This is a genomic window from Massilia sp. BHUDP2, from assembly GCF_046236355.1.
Lineage (GTDB): Bacteria > Pseudomonadota > Gammaproteobacteria > Burkholderiales > Burkholderiaceae_D > Telluria > Telluria varians.
Genome location: NZ_JBJUVW010000002.1, coordinates 980,001 through 996,347 on the forward strand (window position 1 = coordinate 980,001; position 16,347 = coordinate 996,347).

General features: G+C 66.2%; 13 protein-coding genes and 1 tRNA gene. 11 read left to right on the forward strand and 3 right to left on the reverse strand.

The genetic code is table 11. The annotated features are described in order from the left end of the window. The 6 genes from ACK6C6_RS15050 to ACK6C6_RS15075 all read left to right on the forward strand — a co-directional run bounded on the left by ACK6C6_RS15050 (position 1) and on the right by ACK6C6_RS15075 (position 4,267). The gene (locus ACK6C6_RS15050) at positions 1-432 is read left to right on the forward strand and encodes a biopolymer transporter ExbD (RefSeq protein ID WP_036216450.1); all 432 of its coding nucleotides are present in this window, start codon (positions 1-3) and stop codon (positions 430-432) included. 1 nt (position 433) lies between these two features. Beyond that, complete coding sequence (gene tolA, locus ACK6C6_RS15055) at positions 434-1,408, forward strand: cell envelope integrity protein TolA (protein WP_409267958.1); 975 nt, start codon at positions 434-436, stop codon at positions 1,406-1,408. A 20-nt stretch (positions 1,409-1,428) separates the two neighbouring features. Then, positions 1,429-2,688: a Tol-Pal system beta propeller repeat protein TolB gene (gene tolB, locus ACK6C6_RS15060; RefSeq protein WP_209588677.1), complete on the forward strand. Its 1,260-nt coding sequence runs from the start codon at positions 1,429-1,431 to the stop codon at positions 2,686-2,688. A 37-nt stretch (positions 2,689-2,725) separates the two neighbouring features. Further along, entirely contained in the window at positions 2,726-3,250 is a 525-nt protein-coding gene (gene pal / locus ACK6C6_RS15065) for a peptidoglycan-associated lipoprotein Pal (protein ID WP_209588678.1), read from the forward strand. 114 nt (positions 3,251-3,364) lie between these two features. Continuing rightward, on the forward strand, positions 3,365-4,120 hold the full coding sequence (ybgF, locus tag ACK6C6_RS15070) for a tol-pal system protein YbgF (RefSeq protein ID WP_285378121.1): 756 nt from the start codon (positions 3,365-3,367) through the stop codon (positions 4,118-4,120). A gap of 71 nt (positions 4,121-4,191) precedes the next feature. Beyond that, positions 4,192-4,267 (forward strand) — tRNA-Lys (locus ACK6C6_RS15075). Positions 4,268-4,394: 127 nt separating this feature from the next. Here the strand turns inward: ACK6C6_RS15075 and ACK6C6_RS15080 are convergent. Continuing rightward, positions 4,395-4,823, reverse strand: coding sequence for a hypothetical protein (locus ACK6C6_RS15080; protein ID WP_209588680.1), 429 nt, complete (start codon positions 4,821-4,823; stop codon positions 4,395-4,397). Positions 4,824-5,457: 634 nt separating this feature from the next. Here ACK6C6_RS15080 and ACK6C6_RS15085 point away from each other — a divergent pair. Next, positions 5,458-5,640: a hypothetical protein gene (locus tag ACK6C6_RS15085; RefSeq protein ID WP_027866191.1), complete on the forward strand. Its 183-nt coding sequence runs from the start codon at positions 5,458-5,460 to the stop codon at positions 5,638-5,640. Positions 5,641-5,754: 114 nt separating this feature from the next. Here the strand turns inward: ACK6C6_RS15085 and ACK6C6_RS15090 are convergent, their stop codons facing one another. Then, the gene (locus ACK6C6_RS15090) at positions 5,755-7,473 is read right to left on the reverse strand and encodes a methyl-accepting chemotaxis protein (protein ID WP_409267961.1); all 1,719 of its coding nucleotides are present in this window, start codon (positions 7,471-7,473) and stop codon (positions 5,755-5,757) included. A gap of 284 nt (positions 7,474-7,757) precedes the next feature. On the opposite strand from ACK6C6_RS15090, the gene ACK6C6_RS15095 reads away from it, so the two are divergent. The 4 genes from ACK6C6_RS15095 (at position 7,758) to ACK6C6_RS15110 (ending at position 11,682) form a co-directional block, all read left to right on the forward strand. Further along, positions 7,758-9,158, forward strand: a complete 1,401-nt coding sequence (locus ACK6C6_RS15095; RefSeq protein ID WP_209588682.1) for an L-cystine transporter — start codon at positions 7,758-7,760, stop codon at positions 9,156-9,158. 110 nt (positions 9,159-9,268) lie between these two features. Beyond that, entirely contained in the window at positions 9,269-10,030 is a 762-nt protein-coding gene (locus ACK6C6_RS15100) for a histidine phosphatase family protein (RefSeq protein ID WP_409267963.1), read from the forward strand. A gap of 9 nt (positions 10,031-10,039) precedes the next feature. Then, positions 10,040-11,038, forward strand: a complete 999-nt coding sequence (locus ACK6C6_RS15105; RefSeq protein ID WP_209588684.1) for an NAD(P)H-hydrate dehydratase — start codon at positions 10,040-10,042, stop codon at positions 11,036-11,038. A gap of 230 nt (positions 11,039-11,268) precedes the next feature. Next, a complete protein-coding gene (locus ACK6C6_RS15110; protein WP_409267964.1) occupies positions 11,269-11,682 on the forward strand; it encodes a hypothetical protein in 414 nt (137 codons plus the stop codon). 320 nt (positions 11,683-12,002) lie between these two features. Here ACK6C6_RS15110 and ACK6C6_RS15115 read toward each other — a convergent pair whose 3' ends face one another. Then, the gene (locus tag ACK6C6_RS15115; protein WP_409267965.1) at positions 12,003-16,244 is read right to left on the reverse strand and encodes an ATP-binding protein; all 4,242 of its coding nucleotides are present in this window, start codon (positions 16,242-16,244) and stop codon (positions 12,003-12,005) included. Positions 16,245-16,347 lie beyond the last annotated feature (103 nt).

Here is a 16,347-nt window from a genome sequence, read left to right on the forward strand (position 1 = left end):
ATGGCCTTTAACAGCAGCCTGCGCAGCGGACGCAAACGCGCTTTCAAATCCGAGATCAACGTCGTGCCCTACATCGACGTGATGCTGGTGCTGCTCATCATCTTCATGGCGGTGCCGGCCAACGAGGCGCCGAGCGTGGTGAACCTGCCAGCCGCCGAGAAGTCGGCGCTGCCGCCGGACACCTATATCCGCGTCGCGGTCCAGACCGACAACAAGCTGTCGATCGGCGTCGGCGGCAAGCAGAAGCTCGCCATGGAAGACGTGGCCGACCGCACCGCCCTGCTCGCCCGCCTGCGCGCCCTGCACGAAGAAAATCCGGACTACCCGGTCCTGATCGAAGGCGACCGCGAGAGCAAGTACGACGACGTGATCCAGCTGATTTCCGAAGCGAAGAAGATGGGCATCAACCGGGTGGGATTGGCCACCAAGTGACATGTCTGCAATGAAGCCTGCCACCGCCGGCGCGCCCTACCGCGTGCCGCCAGAACCGAGCCGCCTGCCAGCCTTCCTGCTGGCAGTGGCGGTGCATGCCATCCTGCTCGGTTTCCTGTATTTCGGCATCAGCTGGCAGAGCAACGAGCCGGTCGCCGTCGAGGCCGAAGTCTGGGACATGTCGGTCCAGAGCGCCGCCGCGCCGGAGCTCCCGCCTCCGCCCGCCCCTGAGCCGGAGCCCGAACCCGAGCCCGCGCCGGTTCCCGCGCCGCCGCCACGCCCGGTAGAACCGCCGCCGGTGGAACGTCCCGCGCCGGTCGAGCCGGACATCAAGCTGCAGCGCGAGAAGGAACGCAAGGAGAAGGAACAGCGCGAGCTGGCCGAGAAGAAGGAGCGTGAGCGCAAGGAAGAACTGCGCAAGGAAGCGGAACGCAAGGAACTCGCCAAGAAGGAAGAGGCCGAGAAGAAAAAGAAGGAAGAAGCCGAGCGCCAGAAGAAGGAACTCGCGAAGAAGGAAGAAGCCGAGAAGAAGAAGAAAGAGGAAGCCGCCAAGCTGGCCGAGGCCAAGAAGCAGAAGGCCGCCGCCGAGAAGGCCGAAGCCGCCAAGCTCGAGAAGCTGCGCCAGGAAGACCTGAAACGCATGGCCGGCGCCATGGGCAGCACCGGCACGGCCGAGAAGTCGACCGCGCCGAAGGCCGACTCGGGCTACGTGGCCGCGATCACCGCCGCCATCAAGAGCGCCACCGCCTACGGCGGCAGCACCACGATGCCGGGCAATCCGAAAGCCGTGTTCAAGGTCGAGCAGCTGCCGACCGGCGAAATCATGTCGGTGCGCCTGGTGAAAAGCAGCGGTGTGCCTGAGTTTGACAGAGCAGTGGAAAATGGTATCAAAAAGGCATCCCCGCTTCCGAAAAAGAAGGACGGAACGGTGGAACGCATACTTGATGTCAATTTCTCGATGAAAGACTACGACTGATTCGGTTTCAACGACAGACTATGAAAAAACTCCATTACCTGCTGTTTAGCGCCACCCTCCTGATGGGGACGGCGACCCATGCCCAGATCAAGGTCGAGATCGCCGGTGTCGGCAGCAACCAGATCCCGGTCGCGGTCGCGGCCTTTGCCGACGAAAATCTGGCGCAGGACGACGTCTCCGACATCATCCGCGCCGACCTCGAGCGCAGCGGCATTTTCAAGGTCATCGATGCGCGCCAGACCATCAGCGACAGCGCCAGCGTCGACCTGGCCGCTTTCCGCGCCAGCGGCGCCGACGCGCTGGTGGTCGGCAGCGTCAGCCGCAGCCCGGACGGCCGCTTCGCGATCCGCTACAAGCTGCACGACACCGTCAAGGGCGCGCCGATCTCGCAGCTGGGCGGCGAAGTGCAGCCGAAGTACGTCCGCCTGCAGGCCCACCGCATCGCCGACGACATCTACGAAAAGCTGACCGGCGTGCGCGGTATCTTCTCGACCCGCATCGCCTACGTCAAGAACACCGGCCGCGGCAGCGCCCTGGTGGTGGCCGACGCCGACGGCGAGAACGAGATCGTCGCCGCCCACGGCCGCGAATCGATCATCTCGCCGGCCTGGTCGCCGGACGGCACCAAGGTTGCCTACGTCTCGCTGGAAGACCGCAAGCCGGTGGTCTACCTGCAGGACCTGATGACGGGCCGGCGCAACGTGATCTCCAACGTCAAGGGCAACAACTCGGCGCCGGCCTGGTCGCCAGACGGCAGCCTGCTGGCCGTGGCCCTGTCGAAGGACGGCAACACCGAGATCTACACCGTGCGCCCGGATGGCACCGGCCATCGCCGCCTGACCAATAATCCGGCCATCGACAGCGAACCGCAGTTCTCGGCCGACGGCCAGACCATTTACTTCATGAGCGACCGCAGCGGCGGTCCGCAGATCTACAAGATGAGCGTCTCGGGCGGCAACGCCACCCGTGTCACGTTCAACGGCAACTACAACATCAGCCCGCGCGTGTCTGCCGACGGCAAGACCCTCGCCTGGATTTCCCAGCGCAACGGCAATTTCTCCCTTTATGCGATGGACCTGGCCTCGGGCCAGGAACTGCGCCTGGCCGATGGGGCCACCGAACCGAGTTTTTCGCCTAACGGCAAGTACATCATGTATGCGACCAAGGGCGGCGGGCGTGCCTCGCTGGCCGTGGTCTCGGTGGATGGACGGGTCAAGCAGCGCCTGACCACCAATGCGGGAAACATTCGGGAGCCCAGCTGGGGTCCCTTCATGAAGTAAAAAAGCAGTAAAACTTTAATAGACAAGGAGAAAAACCATGCGCAACTTCCAGAAATTGGCCCTCATCGCCTCGGCTGTCCTGCTGACCGCCTGCTCGTCGACCAAGCTGCAGGAAACCCCGGTCGTCGAAAAGACCCCGACCCCGGCAGCACCGGCGCCGGCCGAACCGACCCGTGAAATCCGTCCGGTCGAAACCGGCAGCGTCGACCCGCTGAACGATCCGAAAGGCGTGCTGGCCAACCGCAGCATCTACTTCGACTACGACAGCTTCGTCGTGCGTGAAGACGGCAAGCCGGTGGTTGCCAACCACTCGCAATACCTGACCAAGAACACCGGTCGCAAGATCCTGATCCAAGGCAACACCGACGAACGCGGCGGCACCGAGTACAACCTGGCCCTGGGCCAGAAGCGTGCCGAAGCCGTCCGTCGCGCGATGGCCGCACTGGGCGTGTCGGACAACCAGATGGAAGCCGTCTCGCTGGGCGAAGAGAAGCCGAAGGCAACCGGCAGCAACGAAGAGGCATGGGCTGAAAACCGCCGCGCCGACATCGTCTACCAGTAATAGTTGATCGAATCGGCTGATACGGCTTAAGCCTGAGCCGATTGACAGCGGGGCGGACAGCAGTGCAGACTGCATCCGCCCCGTTTTTATTCTGCTACCCGAAAGAACTCCGCCATGATGAAACTGTCCCCGTCCCGCCTGGTCCTGCTGGCCGTGATGGCCTGGATGCCACTGCAGGCGTCCGCCGGCCTGCTCGACGACAACGAAGCGCGCAAGGCCATCCTCGAGCTGCGCGCCAAGGTCGATGCCGTGGCCCGCGAGCTGAAGGCCCAGATCGACAACAAGTCGGACAGGACCGCGCAGCTCGACATGCTGAACCAGCACGAGCAGACCATGCAGGAAATCGCGCGCCTGCGCGGCCAGATCGAAGTGCTGGCCAACCAGATCACCCGCGCCCAGGAAAGCCAGAAGCAGCTGTACGCCGACCTCGACGCGCGCCTGAAGAAGGTCGAGCCGCAGCAGGAAACCGTCGACGGCCAGGTGGCCTCGGTGCTGCCGTCCGAAAAGTCCGCCTACGACAGCGCGACCGCCATGTTCCAGTCCGGCGACTACCAGGGCGCCACCACCGCCCTGCAGGACTTCGTGCGCCGCTACCCGGATTCGGCCTACGCCGCCAACGCGCAGTACTGGCTGGGCAACGCCTACTACGCGCTGGGCGACTACAAGAAGGCCATCGCGGCCCAGGAAGTCGTCACCACCACCTATGCCGGCAGCCCCAAGGCGCCGGACGCGATGCTGAACATCGGCAGCAGCTATGCCCTGCTGAAGGACAGCAAGAACGCGAAGAAGGCGCTGCAGCAGCTGGTGTCGAAGTATCCGGAGTCGAGCGCGGCCCGCACCGCCAAGGACCGCTTGGCATCGCTGAAGTGATGCGTGCGCCCGTCATGATGCTGTGCGGCATTTGACAGCGGGCGCGACGCACCCTATAATCTTGCTTCTTCGGGTCGTTAGCTCAGTTGGTAGAGCAGCGGACTTTTAATCCGTTGGTCGCTGGTTCGAGCCCAGCACGGCCTACCAGAATCAGCAGAAACGCCAGCCTTCGGGCTGGCGTTTTTGTTTTTCTAAAAGCAATGGGATGGAAGCCTCTCTCGACATGGCGGACCCGTGACGCACTCGGGAAGCCAACGGACTTCGGATTGATTTCTCAACGTTGGGCTAGCGTTGCTTTCACCACAATAACCTGAGCCAGACGTCGATCCGGCACGTAGCTCATCACCATGTCGTCGCCGCTGCTACCACGGTTGAATTCCATGGTCACGTTACCGTCGCGCGTAGCGTACTTGTCTGGCGATAGTGCAACCAGGCGCATTGGTCGGTCCCGGCCGATCTTTGCAGAGACGCCTCCAGGTGCTGGAGTGACCTGCAGGCGCCAGCCATTCGACATGGCATATGTTCCGCTAACTGCGTCGAGGTCTTTCTGGTAGATCCGGACGCTGCGTGCAGGGGCCGTTACCTCCACACTGGAAATCGGTTCGCTACCCGGCGGAAGCGGCCGGGACTGGGCAGCAGCATCGGCAACGAACAAGGTCATGGAGACGGCAACTGCCACACCAAGAGTATGTGGGGAGCGCATGATTATTCCTTCACAAATCGGGATGGGACCCTCGCTTTGCAGGGGCTGAATCCAGTCTAGGGCAGCGTTCGTCTCCTGCAAGGCGCAAAGGATCGACATCACGAAACGGTCTGGGTAGAGGAAAAATCAGATCGCACGAAAATGATACAAAAAATACAATGAAACGCTGTTTTTTGTATCACTTCCCGAACTCTCGATGACCTCGCCGGTCATATGATTCCCGAGCCTGCAGCCCCTACTGTTGGTTACTTCCTACGCTTGATTGCAATTGCTTGACATTGCTGAGGGATAGGAAGATATTGTTCTTTCGAAGCAACACCTTGAAGTCGTAAGCAATTGTGTGCGCTCTTGTATTCGCCGGGCGCACATGTAAAATAAACAACATCAGATGCACCTGCCCGTCAGGCGCATCGCGGACTGGATTTTATTGTGAAGCGTTACTGGCATTGCATGTCGACCACTTCTCATCTGCACGCTTCGGACACGCGTACGCGCTACGCCTGCACTCCCCTGCTTGCCTGAACGGCCGGCGCGCGAAGCGCGCCAACCGAATTCTCCTGTCAGCAAACGCTCCAGCACCTACTGTCAACCTATTGCATGCCTGTCTCCGGCGGAGACGGCAAAAGGAATAACAATGAACACCGAACACTCGCATCCACGCATCCACCCAGGCACCGTCGACCGCAGCAACCCGCGCGCACCGAAGCGCACCTTTGCAAAAGGCATCGTGTCGAACAGCCGCCGCCTGCGCCAGCGCATCGGCGTGGCGGTCGGCCTGTGCCTCGGCATGGCAGCCCTTTTCATCACGCTCGAGTAAGCGCGCATCAGCTCGGGAGCACGGCACGCCCCAGGCGTGCGCATGCGCCCACGCCATAAAAGAACAGCGGGCCGTCGGCCCGCTGTTCGATTGACGAGGCGCGGCTGATCGCCGTCAGAACTCTTCCCAGCCTTCGGTCGCTTCCACGGCCTTGGCGGCCTTGCGGGCCGGCTGCGCTGTGGCCGCCTTCGCCTCGCCGCGTACCGGGGCGGTGACCCTGGCCGGACGCACGGCCGGCGCCCGCGCCACGACTGCCGCCGCTGCTGCCGACCGTGCCGGCGCCGCCTGCGCGTCGAGCCGGAAGATGCCGACCGCCTGCGCCAGCTCGGCCGCCTCCTGCTGCAGCGACTGGGCCGCCGCCGAGGCTTCCTCGACCAGCGCGGCGTTCTGCTGCGTCACCTGGTCCATCTGGGTCACGGCGCTGTTGATCTGCTCGATGCCGGCGGTCTGCTCCTGGCTGGCGGCGGTGATCTCCGCCATGATGTCGGTCACGCGGCCGACGCTCTGCACGATCTCCGCCATCGTCGCCCCGGCCTGGTCGACCAGCTCGGAGCCGATGTGCACCTTCTCGACCGAGTCGTCGATCAGCGCCTTGATTTCCTTGGCTGCGGCCGCGCTGCGCTGCGCCAGGTTGCGCACCTCCCCCGCCACCACGGCGAAACCGCGGCCCTGCTCGCCGGCGCGCGCCGCTTCCACCGCCGCGTTCAGGGCCAGGATATTGGTCTGGAAGGCGATGCCGTCGATGACCGTGATGATGTCCACGATGCGCGTGGCCGAACTGTTGATCGCACCCATGGTGCGCACCACCTGCTCCACCACTTCGCCGCCCTTGCCCGCCACCTGCTGGGCCGAGGCCGCCAGCGCATTGGCCTGGCGCGCGTTGTCGGCGTTCTGCTGGACGGTCGAGGTCAGCTCTTCCATCGACGAGGCGGTTTCTTCCAGCGAGCCTGCCTGCTGCTCGGTGCGCGCGGACAGGTCGAGGTTGCCGGCGGCGATCTCGCCGGAAGCGGTGGCGATGGTGTCGGTGCCGGCGCGCACGCGCGTGACGATCCCCACCAGGGATGCGTTCATGTCCTTCAGGGCCTGCAGCAGGCGTCCGGTTTCGTCGTTCGCGTTCACCTCGATCTTCTGGCTCAGGTCGCCTGCGGCCACCGCGCCGGCGATCCGCACCGCCTGCTCGAGCGGGCGCACGATCGCGCGCACCAGCATCCAGCCCACCACGGCCGCCATCAGGAGGCCGAACACCAGGCCGGCCAGGCACACCAGGCGCACGGTCTCGTAGGTCTGCTGCGAGGCTTCATACTCGGCCTTGGCCACGCGCTGCTGCAGCGCGAGCAGCTGGCCGCCGCTGGCGCCCACCGGCTGGAACAGGCGCGCCATCTCGCCCGCCACCAGGCCGTTGGCCAATGCCGTGTCGCCGGCGCGCACCGCGGCGACGGCCGGCAGCAGGCCGCGGGCCAGGAAGGCCTTGCGGGCTTCGACGAAGGTTGCGGCCAGCGCGGCTTCCTCGTCCGTCAGCCTGGTCTGCTCGTAGGCTTTCCAGCTTGCCGTCGCCGCCGCAATATTGGCGTCGACCTCGGCCAGCAACGCGTCGCGCTGGGCGCTGTCGGTAGTGGCTGCCGCCTTGCCGACCAGTAGCTGGTTGGTGGTGATCAGCTGCATGACGCGGCTGAGCTGGCCGATCGGGACGACCCGGTCGTCATGCAGGCTCTTCAGTTCTGCGTTGGCGACAGCGAGGTTATAGATACCGATGACGGCGCCGGCCACGAGTTCGGCGGCCAAGAAGGCGATCACGAAGACGAGGCGGCTCTTGATGCTGAGATGTTTGAACATGGTGGGCTCGAAAATGGGGTGGGCCGGTTGAAATTGCCGTAAGGCATTGACGTTCATATTGAATTATAGAAACAACTTCCCATCCATCGGGCATATCGGCGCCGCCCATTGCGCCAATCCGCGCGGAGCGTCGCGGTCCAGCCACAGAATTTTGACAAGCTGGCATCCTTCATGGCCAGCTCGACAAGAACAGACGGCATGACGCCCTCGGCGGCGATGCCGGTTTGCCTATAAAATGCTGCGATTGATTTCCGCAGCGCATGAGCTGCCCCGCAAAGGCTCCAATGAACTTTCCCGTCCTGATCAACCTGGTCCTCGCACTGCTCGTGTGCGTGCTGCTCTATCGCCTGCAGGCAAAGCACGTGTCCTTTACCAAGCGCGTCTTCACCGGCCTCGGGCTCGGCGTGGTGCTGGGTGCGGCCCTGCAGGCCGTCTACGGCGCCGGCTCGCCCGAGGTCACCGCCACCAATGCCTGGCTGGACGTGCTCGGCAGCGGCTACGTGAAGCTGCTCCAGATGATCGTCATCCCCCTGATCATGGTCTCGATCGTGCAGGCCATCCTCAAGCTGCGCAATGCCGCCTCGCTCGGCGCCATCAGCACGCTGACGATCGGCATCCTGCTCGCCACGACCATCGTGGCGGCGGCGATCGGCATCCTGATGGCCAAGCTGTTCGGCCTGAGCGCAGTCGGCCTGACCAGCTCCGCCGCCGAAGTGGCGCGCGGCGAATACCTGCAGGGCAAGCTGGCGGCGGCGCAGGAAATCTCGCTGCCCTCCATGCTGCTCTCCTTCATCCCGGCCAATCCCTTCCTCGACATGACCGGGGCGCGCACCACCTCGACCATCGCGGTGGTGGTGTTCTCGATCTTCATCGGCATCTCGGCCACCGGTATCGCCGGCAAGAAGCCCGAAGTGTTCGAGTCCTTCAGCGGCTTCGTGCACGTGGCCCACGTGATCGTGATGCGCATGGTCACGCTGGTGCTGCGCCTGACGCCCTTCGGCGTGTTCGCCCTGATGACCAAGATGGTGGCGGGATCGAGCCTGCAGGACATCCTCAGCCTGGCCAGCTTCGTTGCCGCCTCCTACTGCGCGCTGGCGCTGATGTTCCTGGTGCACCTGATGCTGGTCGCCGGCAGCGGCCTGAACCCGCTGCGCTACGTGGCCAAGATCTTCCCGGTGCTGGCCTTCGCCTTCACCTCGCGCACCAGCGCGGGCTCGATCCCGATGAGCGTGGCGACCCAGACCGCGCGCCTCGGCACGCCCGAAGGCATCGCCAACTTCGCCGCCTCGTTTGGCGCCACCATGGGCCAGAACGGCTGCGCCGGCATCTATCCGGCCATGCTGGCGGTGATGATCGCGCCGACCGTCGGCATCGATCCCTTCACCGCCTCCTTCCTGCTGCCGCTGCTGGCGATCGTCGCCTTCGGTTCGATCGGCGTGGCCGGCGTGGGCGGCGGCGCCACCTTCGCGGCGCTGATCGTGCTGTCGGCGATGGACCTGCCGGTGGCGCTGGCCGGCCTCTTGATTTCTGTAGAACCCTTGATCGACATGGGCCGCACGGCGCTCAACGTCAGCGGTTCGATCACCGCCGGCACCTTGACCAGCCGCATCCTCGGCGAGACGGACATGCGGGTGTTTCATAGCGATGCGGAAATCAATTTAGATAGCGAATCGCAAGCCGTGTAAGAGGGCTCCGACGCTACGGCGAGCCTGTCCGGAAAGCCCGCAATCGTGCGCTTTCGGCCCGTAGAATCCGTCTATGATGATGTCATGTCAATATCAAAGACGGGCAGGTAATGGAACAAAAGTGGCCACAGGAAGTCTGGCTGGTCAGGCATGGACAGAGCGCCGGCAACGTCGCGCGTGACCTTGCCGAAGCCGCCGCCGGACACCACATCGACATTGCGGACCGCGACGTCGACGTGCCCCTGTCGGAACTGGGCGAGCGCCAGTCGCAGGCGCTCGGTTCCTGGTTTGCCTCGTTGCCGCCGGAGCAGCAGCCGACCGTGGTGCTGCACTCGCCCTACGTGCGCGCTGCCGAGACCGCCAACATCCTGATGCAGCGCCTCGACCGTTCGCGCCTGGTCGTCGAATCCGACGAGCGCCTGCGCGAAAAGGAATTCGGCATCCTCGACCGCCTCACCATCTACGGCATCGCGCACCACCATCCCGCGCTGTACGAACAACGCCAGCACGTCGGCAAGTTCTACTTCCGCCCGCCCGGCGGCGAGAGCTGGTGCGACGTGATCCTGCGCCTGCGCAGCGTGGTCGACACCCTGAACCGGGAGTTCTGCCGCGAGCGTGTGCTGATCGTCGCGCACCAGGTCACGGTCAATTGCTTCCGCTACCTGTTCGAGCGCCTCGACGAGAAAACCATCCTCGAGTTCGACCGCGCCGGCGATGTGCCGAACTGCTCGGTCACCTCCTACGAATACGACCCCGATCTCGGCAAGGGCGGCCATCTGGCCCTGCGCCTCGTGAACTTCGTGGCGCCGCTCGAATCGACCGGCACCCCCGTCACCGCCAGCAAGGACCTGCCTGCCGCACCGAAGGCCTAAGCCCATCCCATGGAAACGCTCATCGACACGCTTGATCGCGCCACTGCCGTGCACGACGTCGACACAGCCCTGCTGCAGGGCTGGCCGGTGCCGATGCCGGCCGTCGAAGGCGACAAGGAAATCCGCGGCCACGTGCTGGTGCTGGGCGGTTCCTGCGAAATGCCGGGCGCGGTCATCCTGGCCGCCACCGCGGCCCTGCGCGCGGGCGCCGGCAAGCTCACCATCGCCACCGGCCAGAGCGTGGCCCAGCTGGTGGCCCTGGCCATGCCCGAGGCGCGCGTGATCGGCCTGGCCGAACAGGCCAGCGCGGGTTTCAGCATGGACGCCGTCGCCTGCCTCGACCCGCTGGCCGAACGCGTCGACGCGGTGCTGATCGGGCCGGGCATGCGCGACGAACCGGCCACCGCCGCGCTGGTGCATGCGCTGCTGCCGCGCCTGGACGCTGCCGGCACCCAGGTGGTGCTGGACGCCTGCGCCATGGGCACGCTGCTGCATCCGCCCGCCGGCTGGCCACCCGGCATGCCCTGGCGTTTCGAGCGTCCGGTGATCCTCACTCCGCACGCGGGCGAAATGGCGCACCTGACCGGTACGCCCAAGCAGGACATCAATGCGGCGCCCGACCCGCGCGCACTCGAGGCGGCGCGGGCCTGGAACGCGGTGGTCGCATTAAAAGGTGCGCGCACTGTCATCGCAACGCCCGATGGAACGTTGTACCAGCATGAAGGCGGCAATGTTGGCCTGGCCATCTCCGGATCCGGCGATGTGCTGGCCGGGGTCATCGCCGGCCTGGCTGCCCGCGGTGCGCCGCTGGACCAGGCCACCTGCTGGGGCGTGGCGCTGCATGCGCGCGCCGGCGAACGCCTCGCCGAGCGCATGGGCACATTAGGATATCTAGCGCGGGAAATATCACAGGAGATACCCGCGCTCCTGGAACAGATCGCGGGCAAGGATGCGCGCGACAGCGAGACCATCCGGCCCACGCCGGTGGGGTGGGGAGCGGAGTTCTAGTACGTCCGCTCTCCAGCAAGTACGACAGTGTACGATCCGAACCGGCGGCCGGGCTGCCAGTCTAACGGAGTCGGATCGTGCACTGACCGGGGCCGCGTATTGCGTCGGTTCCCTGATGGTTCCACTGCTGGGTTCCCGAACCCTCAGAGGACCTAACCTGGCGTCGTAGTGTTCCAAGGCCTCACCTGGACGCTGCGGCACAAGATAGACGTGAACGAGGAGTTTAAACAATGAAAGCACTGACCAAAGCACCAAAAATCCTGCTGACTGCTGCTGTGTTGGCCTCCCTGCTGGGCGCTTGCCGCAAGAACGAGCCGGCGACCGACACCACGACCACCACGCCGGACACCTCGGCCACCACCCCGAGCAGCACCTCGGGCGCCACCGGCACCACGGGTGACACCGGCACCGGCGCAACCGGCACCGGCACCACCGGCACCACCGGCACCACCGGCACCGACATGGGCACTGGGGCCACCGGCACCGGCGCAACCGGCACCACCGGCACCATGACCGATCCGGCAGCCACCGGCACCGGCGCGACCGGCACCACCGGCACCGGCACCTCGGGCACCTCGGGCACCACCGGTACCACCGGCACCGGCGGCACTGGCGGCACCACCGGCGGCACCACCGGCGGCTGATCGACCATCCGCCTGGCAACGAACGGGGCCCGCGGCGCGGGCTCCGGGACTTCCGGTTAGCACCGGAAGCGGGTTTCGTGCCGTAATTGCGGCGACGATTGCCAGCCCGGCAGGGCTGGCTGAGTCGTTGGTTTGTCGTGCCTTACCGCGCCGACTGCAGGCTGAGTCCGTTACTGGGCAATCATGCCCGGCTCGCCCGCGCCATCTCTTCGACACGCGTCCATCATGGCCGGCGTGTTCCGCCACTTGTACTGCCGGGCTGTCGTCCTGCCCTTGCGCGTACCGGTTTTCCCGCGTCCCATGCCTTTCCCACGTGACGATCAGTCGCGCATGGAACGCGCCTGTATCGCCTGCTCGAGCAGGCGATTGACCGCATCGAATTCTGCAGGCTTCGTCAGGTGATGGTCGAAACCGGCCTCGCGGGCGCGTTGCCGGTCCTGTTCCGTGCCCCAGCCGGTCAGCGCGACCAGCATGCTGCCCTCCATGCCGGCGATGCCGCGCAATGCGCCGGCCGCCTCGTAGCCGCTCATGTCCGGCAGGCCGATGTCGAGAAAGGCCACTTCCGGCAACAGCTCGCCTGCAACCGCGATGGCGCCCGCGCCATCGTGGGCCATGCGGACACGGTGGCCGCCGATCTCGAGCAGGGTAGCGAGCATCTCGGCGGCATCCAGGTTGTCATCCACCACCAGTACCCGCAGCGATCCGGCCGGCGCCGGCGCTTCGTCCGCCGGCGCCGGCACAGGCGCGGGCAGCGCATCCGGCAGCGGCAGGCGCACCGTGAAGCGGCTGCCCATGCCTTCGCCTGCGCTCTCCGCGGCCACGCTGCCGCCATGCAGCCGCACCAGGCGCTGGACGAGGTGCAGTCCCACGCCCAGCCCGCCCTCCCCCATCGCCGCGCTCGACCGCTCCTGCGCGTACATGTCGAACACCCGCTCCAGCGCATCGGCGGCAATGCCGATGCCGGTGTCGGAAACCTCCATCACCGCCTCGCGGCCTTCGACCCGGGCCTCCACCGCGATATCGCCACCGGCCGGCGTGTACTTGGCCGCGTTGTTCACCAGGTTGCTGACGATCTGGGACAGGCGGTGGCGGTCCGCATGCAGGACGACCTGGGCCTGCGGCAGCCGCAGCGTCAGCCGGTGGGCGCGCGACGTCACCAGCGGCATGGCCATCTCGACGGCGTCGCGCACCACGTCGCCGAGCAGCACGGCATCGAGGCGCAGCGTGACCTTGCCTTCGGCAAGGCGGGCCATGTCGAGCAGGTCGTCGACCAGGTGCACCATATGGTCGACCTGGCGCCGCATTATGGCCTGCACATCGCGCGTGCCCGATGCCTTGCCGCCGCGGCCGCTGCTGCCCAGTTGCGCCTGCATCAGGTCGATACCGGCGCGGATCGGCGCCAGCGGATTGCGCAGCTCATGCGCCAGCGTCGACAGGAACTCGCTTTGCTGGCGGTTCTTCGCCGCCAGTTCGTCGGCGAGTTCGCGCAGCTCCTGTTCCGCGTGCTTGTGGCGGCTGACGTCGAAGGTGACGCCGTCGAAACGCAGCGGCTGGCCGTCTGCGCCGGCATCGCACCAGCCCACCGCGCGCATCCAGCGCGCACCCGCTGTCCCATGGCCGGCGCGGAATTCGATATCGAGCATACTGCCGTGTCGCAGGGCGTGCCGCAGGCGCACCTCGAAGTGGCTGCGGTCGGCGGCATCGACCGCAGCCGCCAGCTGCGTCACCGAGGCCTGCTCCTGCCCCTCCAGCCCGAACTGCGCGGCCATCTCCCGGTTCAGGCGGAAATGCTCGAAGGGCAGGTCCGCATACCAGACGCCGATGTTGCCGGCCTGCGCCACCCGTTCGAAACGCTTCTGCAAGGTCTTGCGCTCGTGGACGTCGATCACGGTGCCGACGTAGCCGTTCGGCCGCCCCTGTTCGTCCACGCGCGGTACGCCCGAGTCGATCACCCAGCGGTATACGCCGTCGCGGCGGCGCAGCCGGAAGTCGAGCGCGAACGGCACCCGCGCCTGCGCCGCCTCGATATAGGCACTCACGGTGCGCTGCAGGTCGTCGGGATGCACGTTCTCGAGCCACCCGCGTCCCAGGTCCTGCTCGACCCGGCGTCCGGTGAAGTCATACCAGCGCTGGCTCAGGTAGGTACACTGCTCGCTGGCGTCGGTGGTCCAGAGCATGGCCGGCGAGGCATCCACCAATGCGCGGAAATAAGCATCGCGCTGGGCCGCCTCCGCATGCAGGCGGCGGCGCTCGCGCGCCAGCGCCACCTGCCCGCGCACCCGCGCCAGCAGTTCGTTCGCGGCGAAGGGCTTGACCAGGTAGTCGTCGGCGCCGGCCTGCAGGCCCTCGACCTTGGCTTCCTCGCCGGCGCGCGCCGACAGCAGCATCACCGGCAGGTGGCTCAGCTGCTCGCTGGCGCGAATGCGCGCGATCAGCCCGAAGCCGTCCAGGCGCGGCATCATCACGTCGCTCAGCAGCAGGTCTGGCGGGTCGCGCTCCAACAGCGCGAAGGCGGCCTCGCCGTCGGCGCATACGGTGACGTCCGCGTGCGGCGCGAGCAGCGACTTGAGGTAGGCGCGCATGTCGCTGTTGTCGTCGGCGACGAGGATGCGCGGGCGCGCTTCCGGATGCGCATCGACGGATGCCGCGCCGGCGGCGGCTGCAGCCCGCTCATCGGCAAGGGCGCGATCGGGGCCGCCGTCATCGCCTTCGCCGTCGGGCAGCCAGCGCAGCGCCTCTTCGACGAAGGCGGCGCCGATACGCCCCGCATCGCCGCTCACCGGTGTCGGCGCCATCAGGACGCGGTCGCCCGGCAGGTGGCCGCGCCCGAACGGGATGTCGACGTCGAAGCGCGTGCCTTCGCCTTCCCTGCTCTGCACCGCGATGCTGCCGCCGTGCAGCCAGACCAGCTCCTGCATCAGGGCCAGCCCGATGCCGGTACCTTCGTAGGTGCGGCCGGCCGAGCCTTCGACCCGGTGGAAGCGCTCGAACACGCGCGGCAACTCCTGCTCAGGGATGCCGATGCCGGTATCCTGCACCGACAGGCGCGCAACTTGCGACGCACCCGAGCCATGCCGCGCCAGGCGCACCGTCACGCCGCCCGCGAGAGTGAACTTGAAGGCGTTCGACAGCAGGTTGAAGACGATCTTTTCCCACATGTCGCGGTCGACGTAGACCGGCTCGCCCAGGTCTTCGGTGGCGACCTCGAAGGCAAGCCCGCCGCGTGCCATGGCCGACTCAAACACTGACGCGAGGTCGGTCGTCAGGCGCGCCAGGTCCACCGGCTGGTAGCTGGCCCGGACCCTCCCCGCCTCGATGCGCGAGAAGTCGAGCAAGGAATTGACCAGCTTGAGCAGGCGCAGTGCATTGCGCAGGGTCAGGTCGATGCGGCGGCGCTGGTCCGGCGGGAGCGGCTCTGCGTCATCACGGAGCGCATCCTCGAGCGGTCCCAGGATCAGGGTCAGCGGCGTGCGGAATTCATGCGACACGTTGGAGAAAAAGGCGGTCTTGGCGCGGTCGATCTTGGCCAGTTCCTCGGCACGGCGCTGTTCCTGCTCGTGGGCAGTGACGTTGCCCACGGCGGTGCCCACCGCGGCGCCGAGCAGCTCGAAGAAGTTCAGGTAGTCGGCATCGAGGGCACGCCGGATGCTGGCGCCGGCCACCAGGTAAGCATAGGGCTCCTGCTGGCCCGGCACCAGCACCGGCAGCACCATTGCCGACCCCGGCGGCTCGTCATAGGTACCGCAGCGCCCCTCGAAGCGCGCCGCCAGCCCGTCGACGCGCTGGGCGGCGCGGGCCGAGGCAGCGGCTGCGAACGGCCAGAGCGCATCATCCGGCGCCGCCGAGAGCGGCGCCAGCGCGCAATCCCCTTCGATGCCGGCGCGGCCGCGCAGCAGCAGCTGGCCGCTGGCGGCATCGCGCTGGTAGAACAGAACGAAAGGCAGGTCATGGGCCAGGGATTGGTGGTGCCCCTCGAGCTGCCGGCCGATGTCGCCGGCCGTACGGGCTGCGGCTAACCCTTCGCTCAACTCGCGCAATCCCTGCGTGCGGCGCGCACCGAGCACCTGGGCCGTGGTCTCGGTAATCGGGTGGAACACGCCTCCCACCGCGCCCGACTCGTCGCGGATCGGCGAGAACGAGAAGGTCATGAAAGCTTCTTCCAGGTAGCCGAGCCGGTCGAGGAACATGCGCTGGTCGCGGATGTAGGCGCCCTCCCCCTGATGGGCGCGGTCGAAGGCCTCGCCCACCACGGGCAGCGCGCTGGCCCAGACCTTCTTGAACGGCGCGCCCATCGAGGCGGGGTGCAGGTCGCCGCAGATCGGCCGGTAGGCATCGTTGTAGATCTGGATATCCTGCTCGCCCCAGCACACCAGGATCGGGAAGGTCGACGACAGACACAGGCTCACCGTGGTGCGCAGGCTTTGCGGCCAGCTTTCCAGCGGCCCCAGCGGCGTAGCCGACCAGTCCATCGCCCGAATCAGAGCACCCATGTCGCCGCCCCCAGCAAGCCAGTTGAGGTCAGGCTGGAGGCCGCTGGCCGGCTCGGTGCTCATTTCACGCATGGGGGCTTTCGGAGGAACTGGGAGTAGACACAATTCCTCTATTTTAAGGCAACAAACCCGGCACCAATTGTTAGACGCACAACAATATTTGATTAATTTGCGT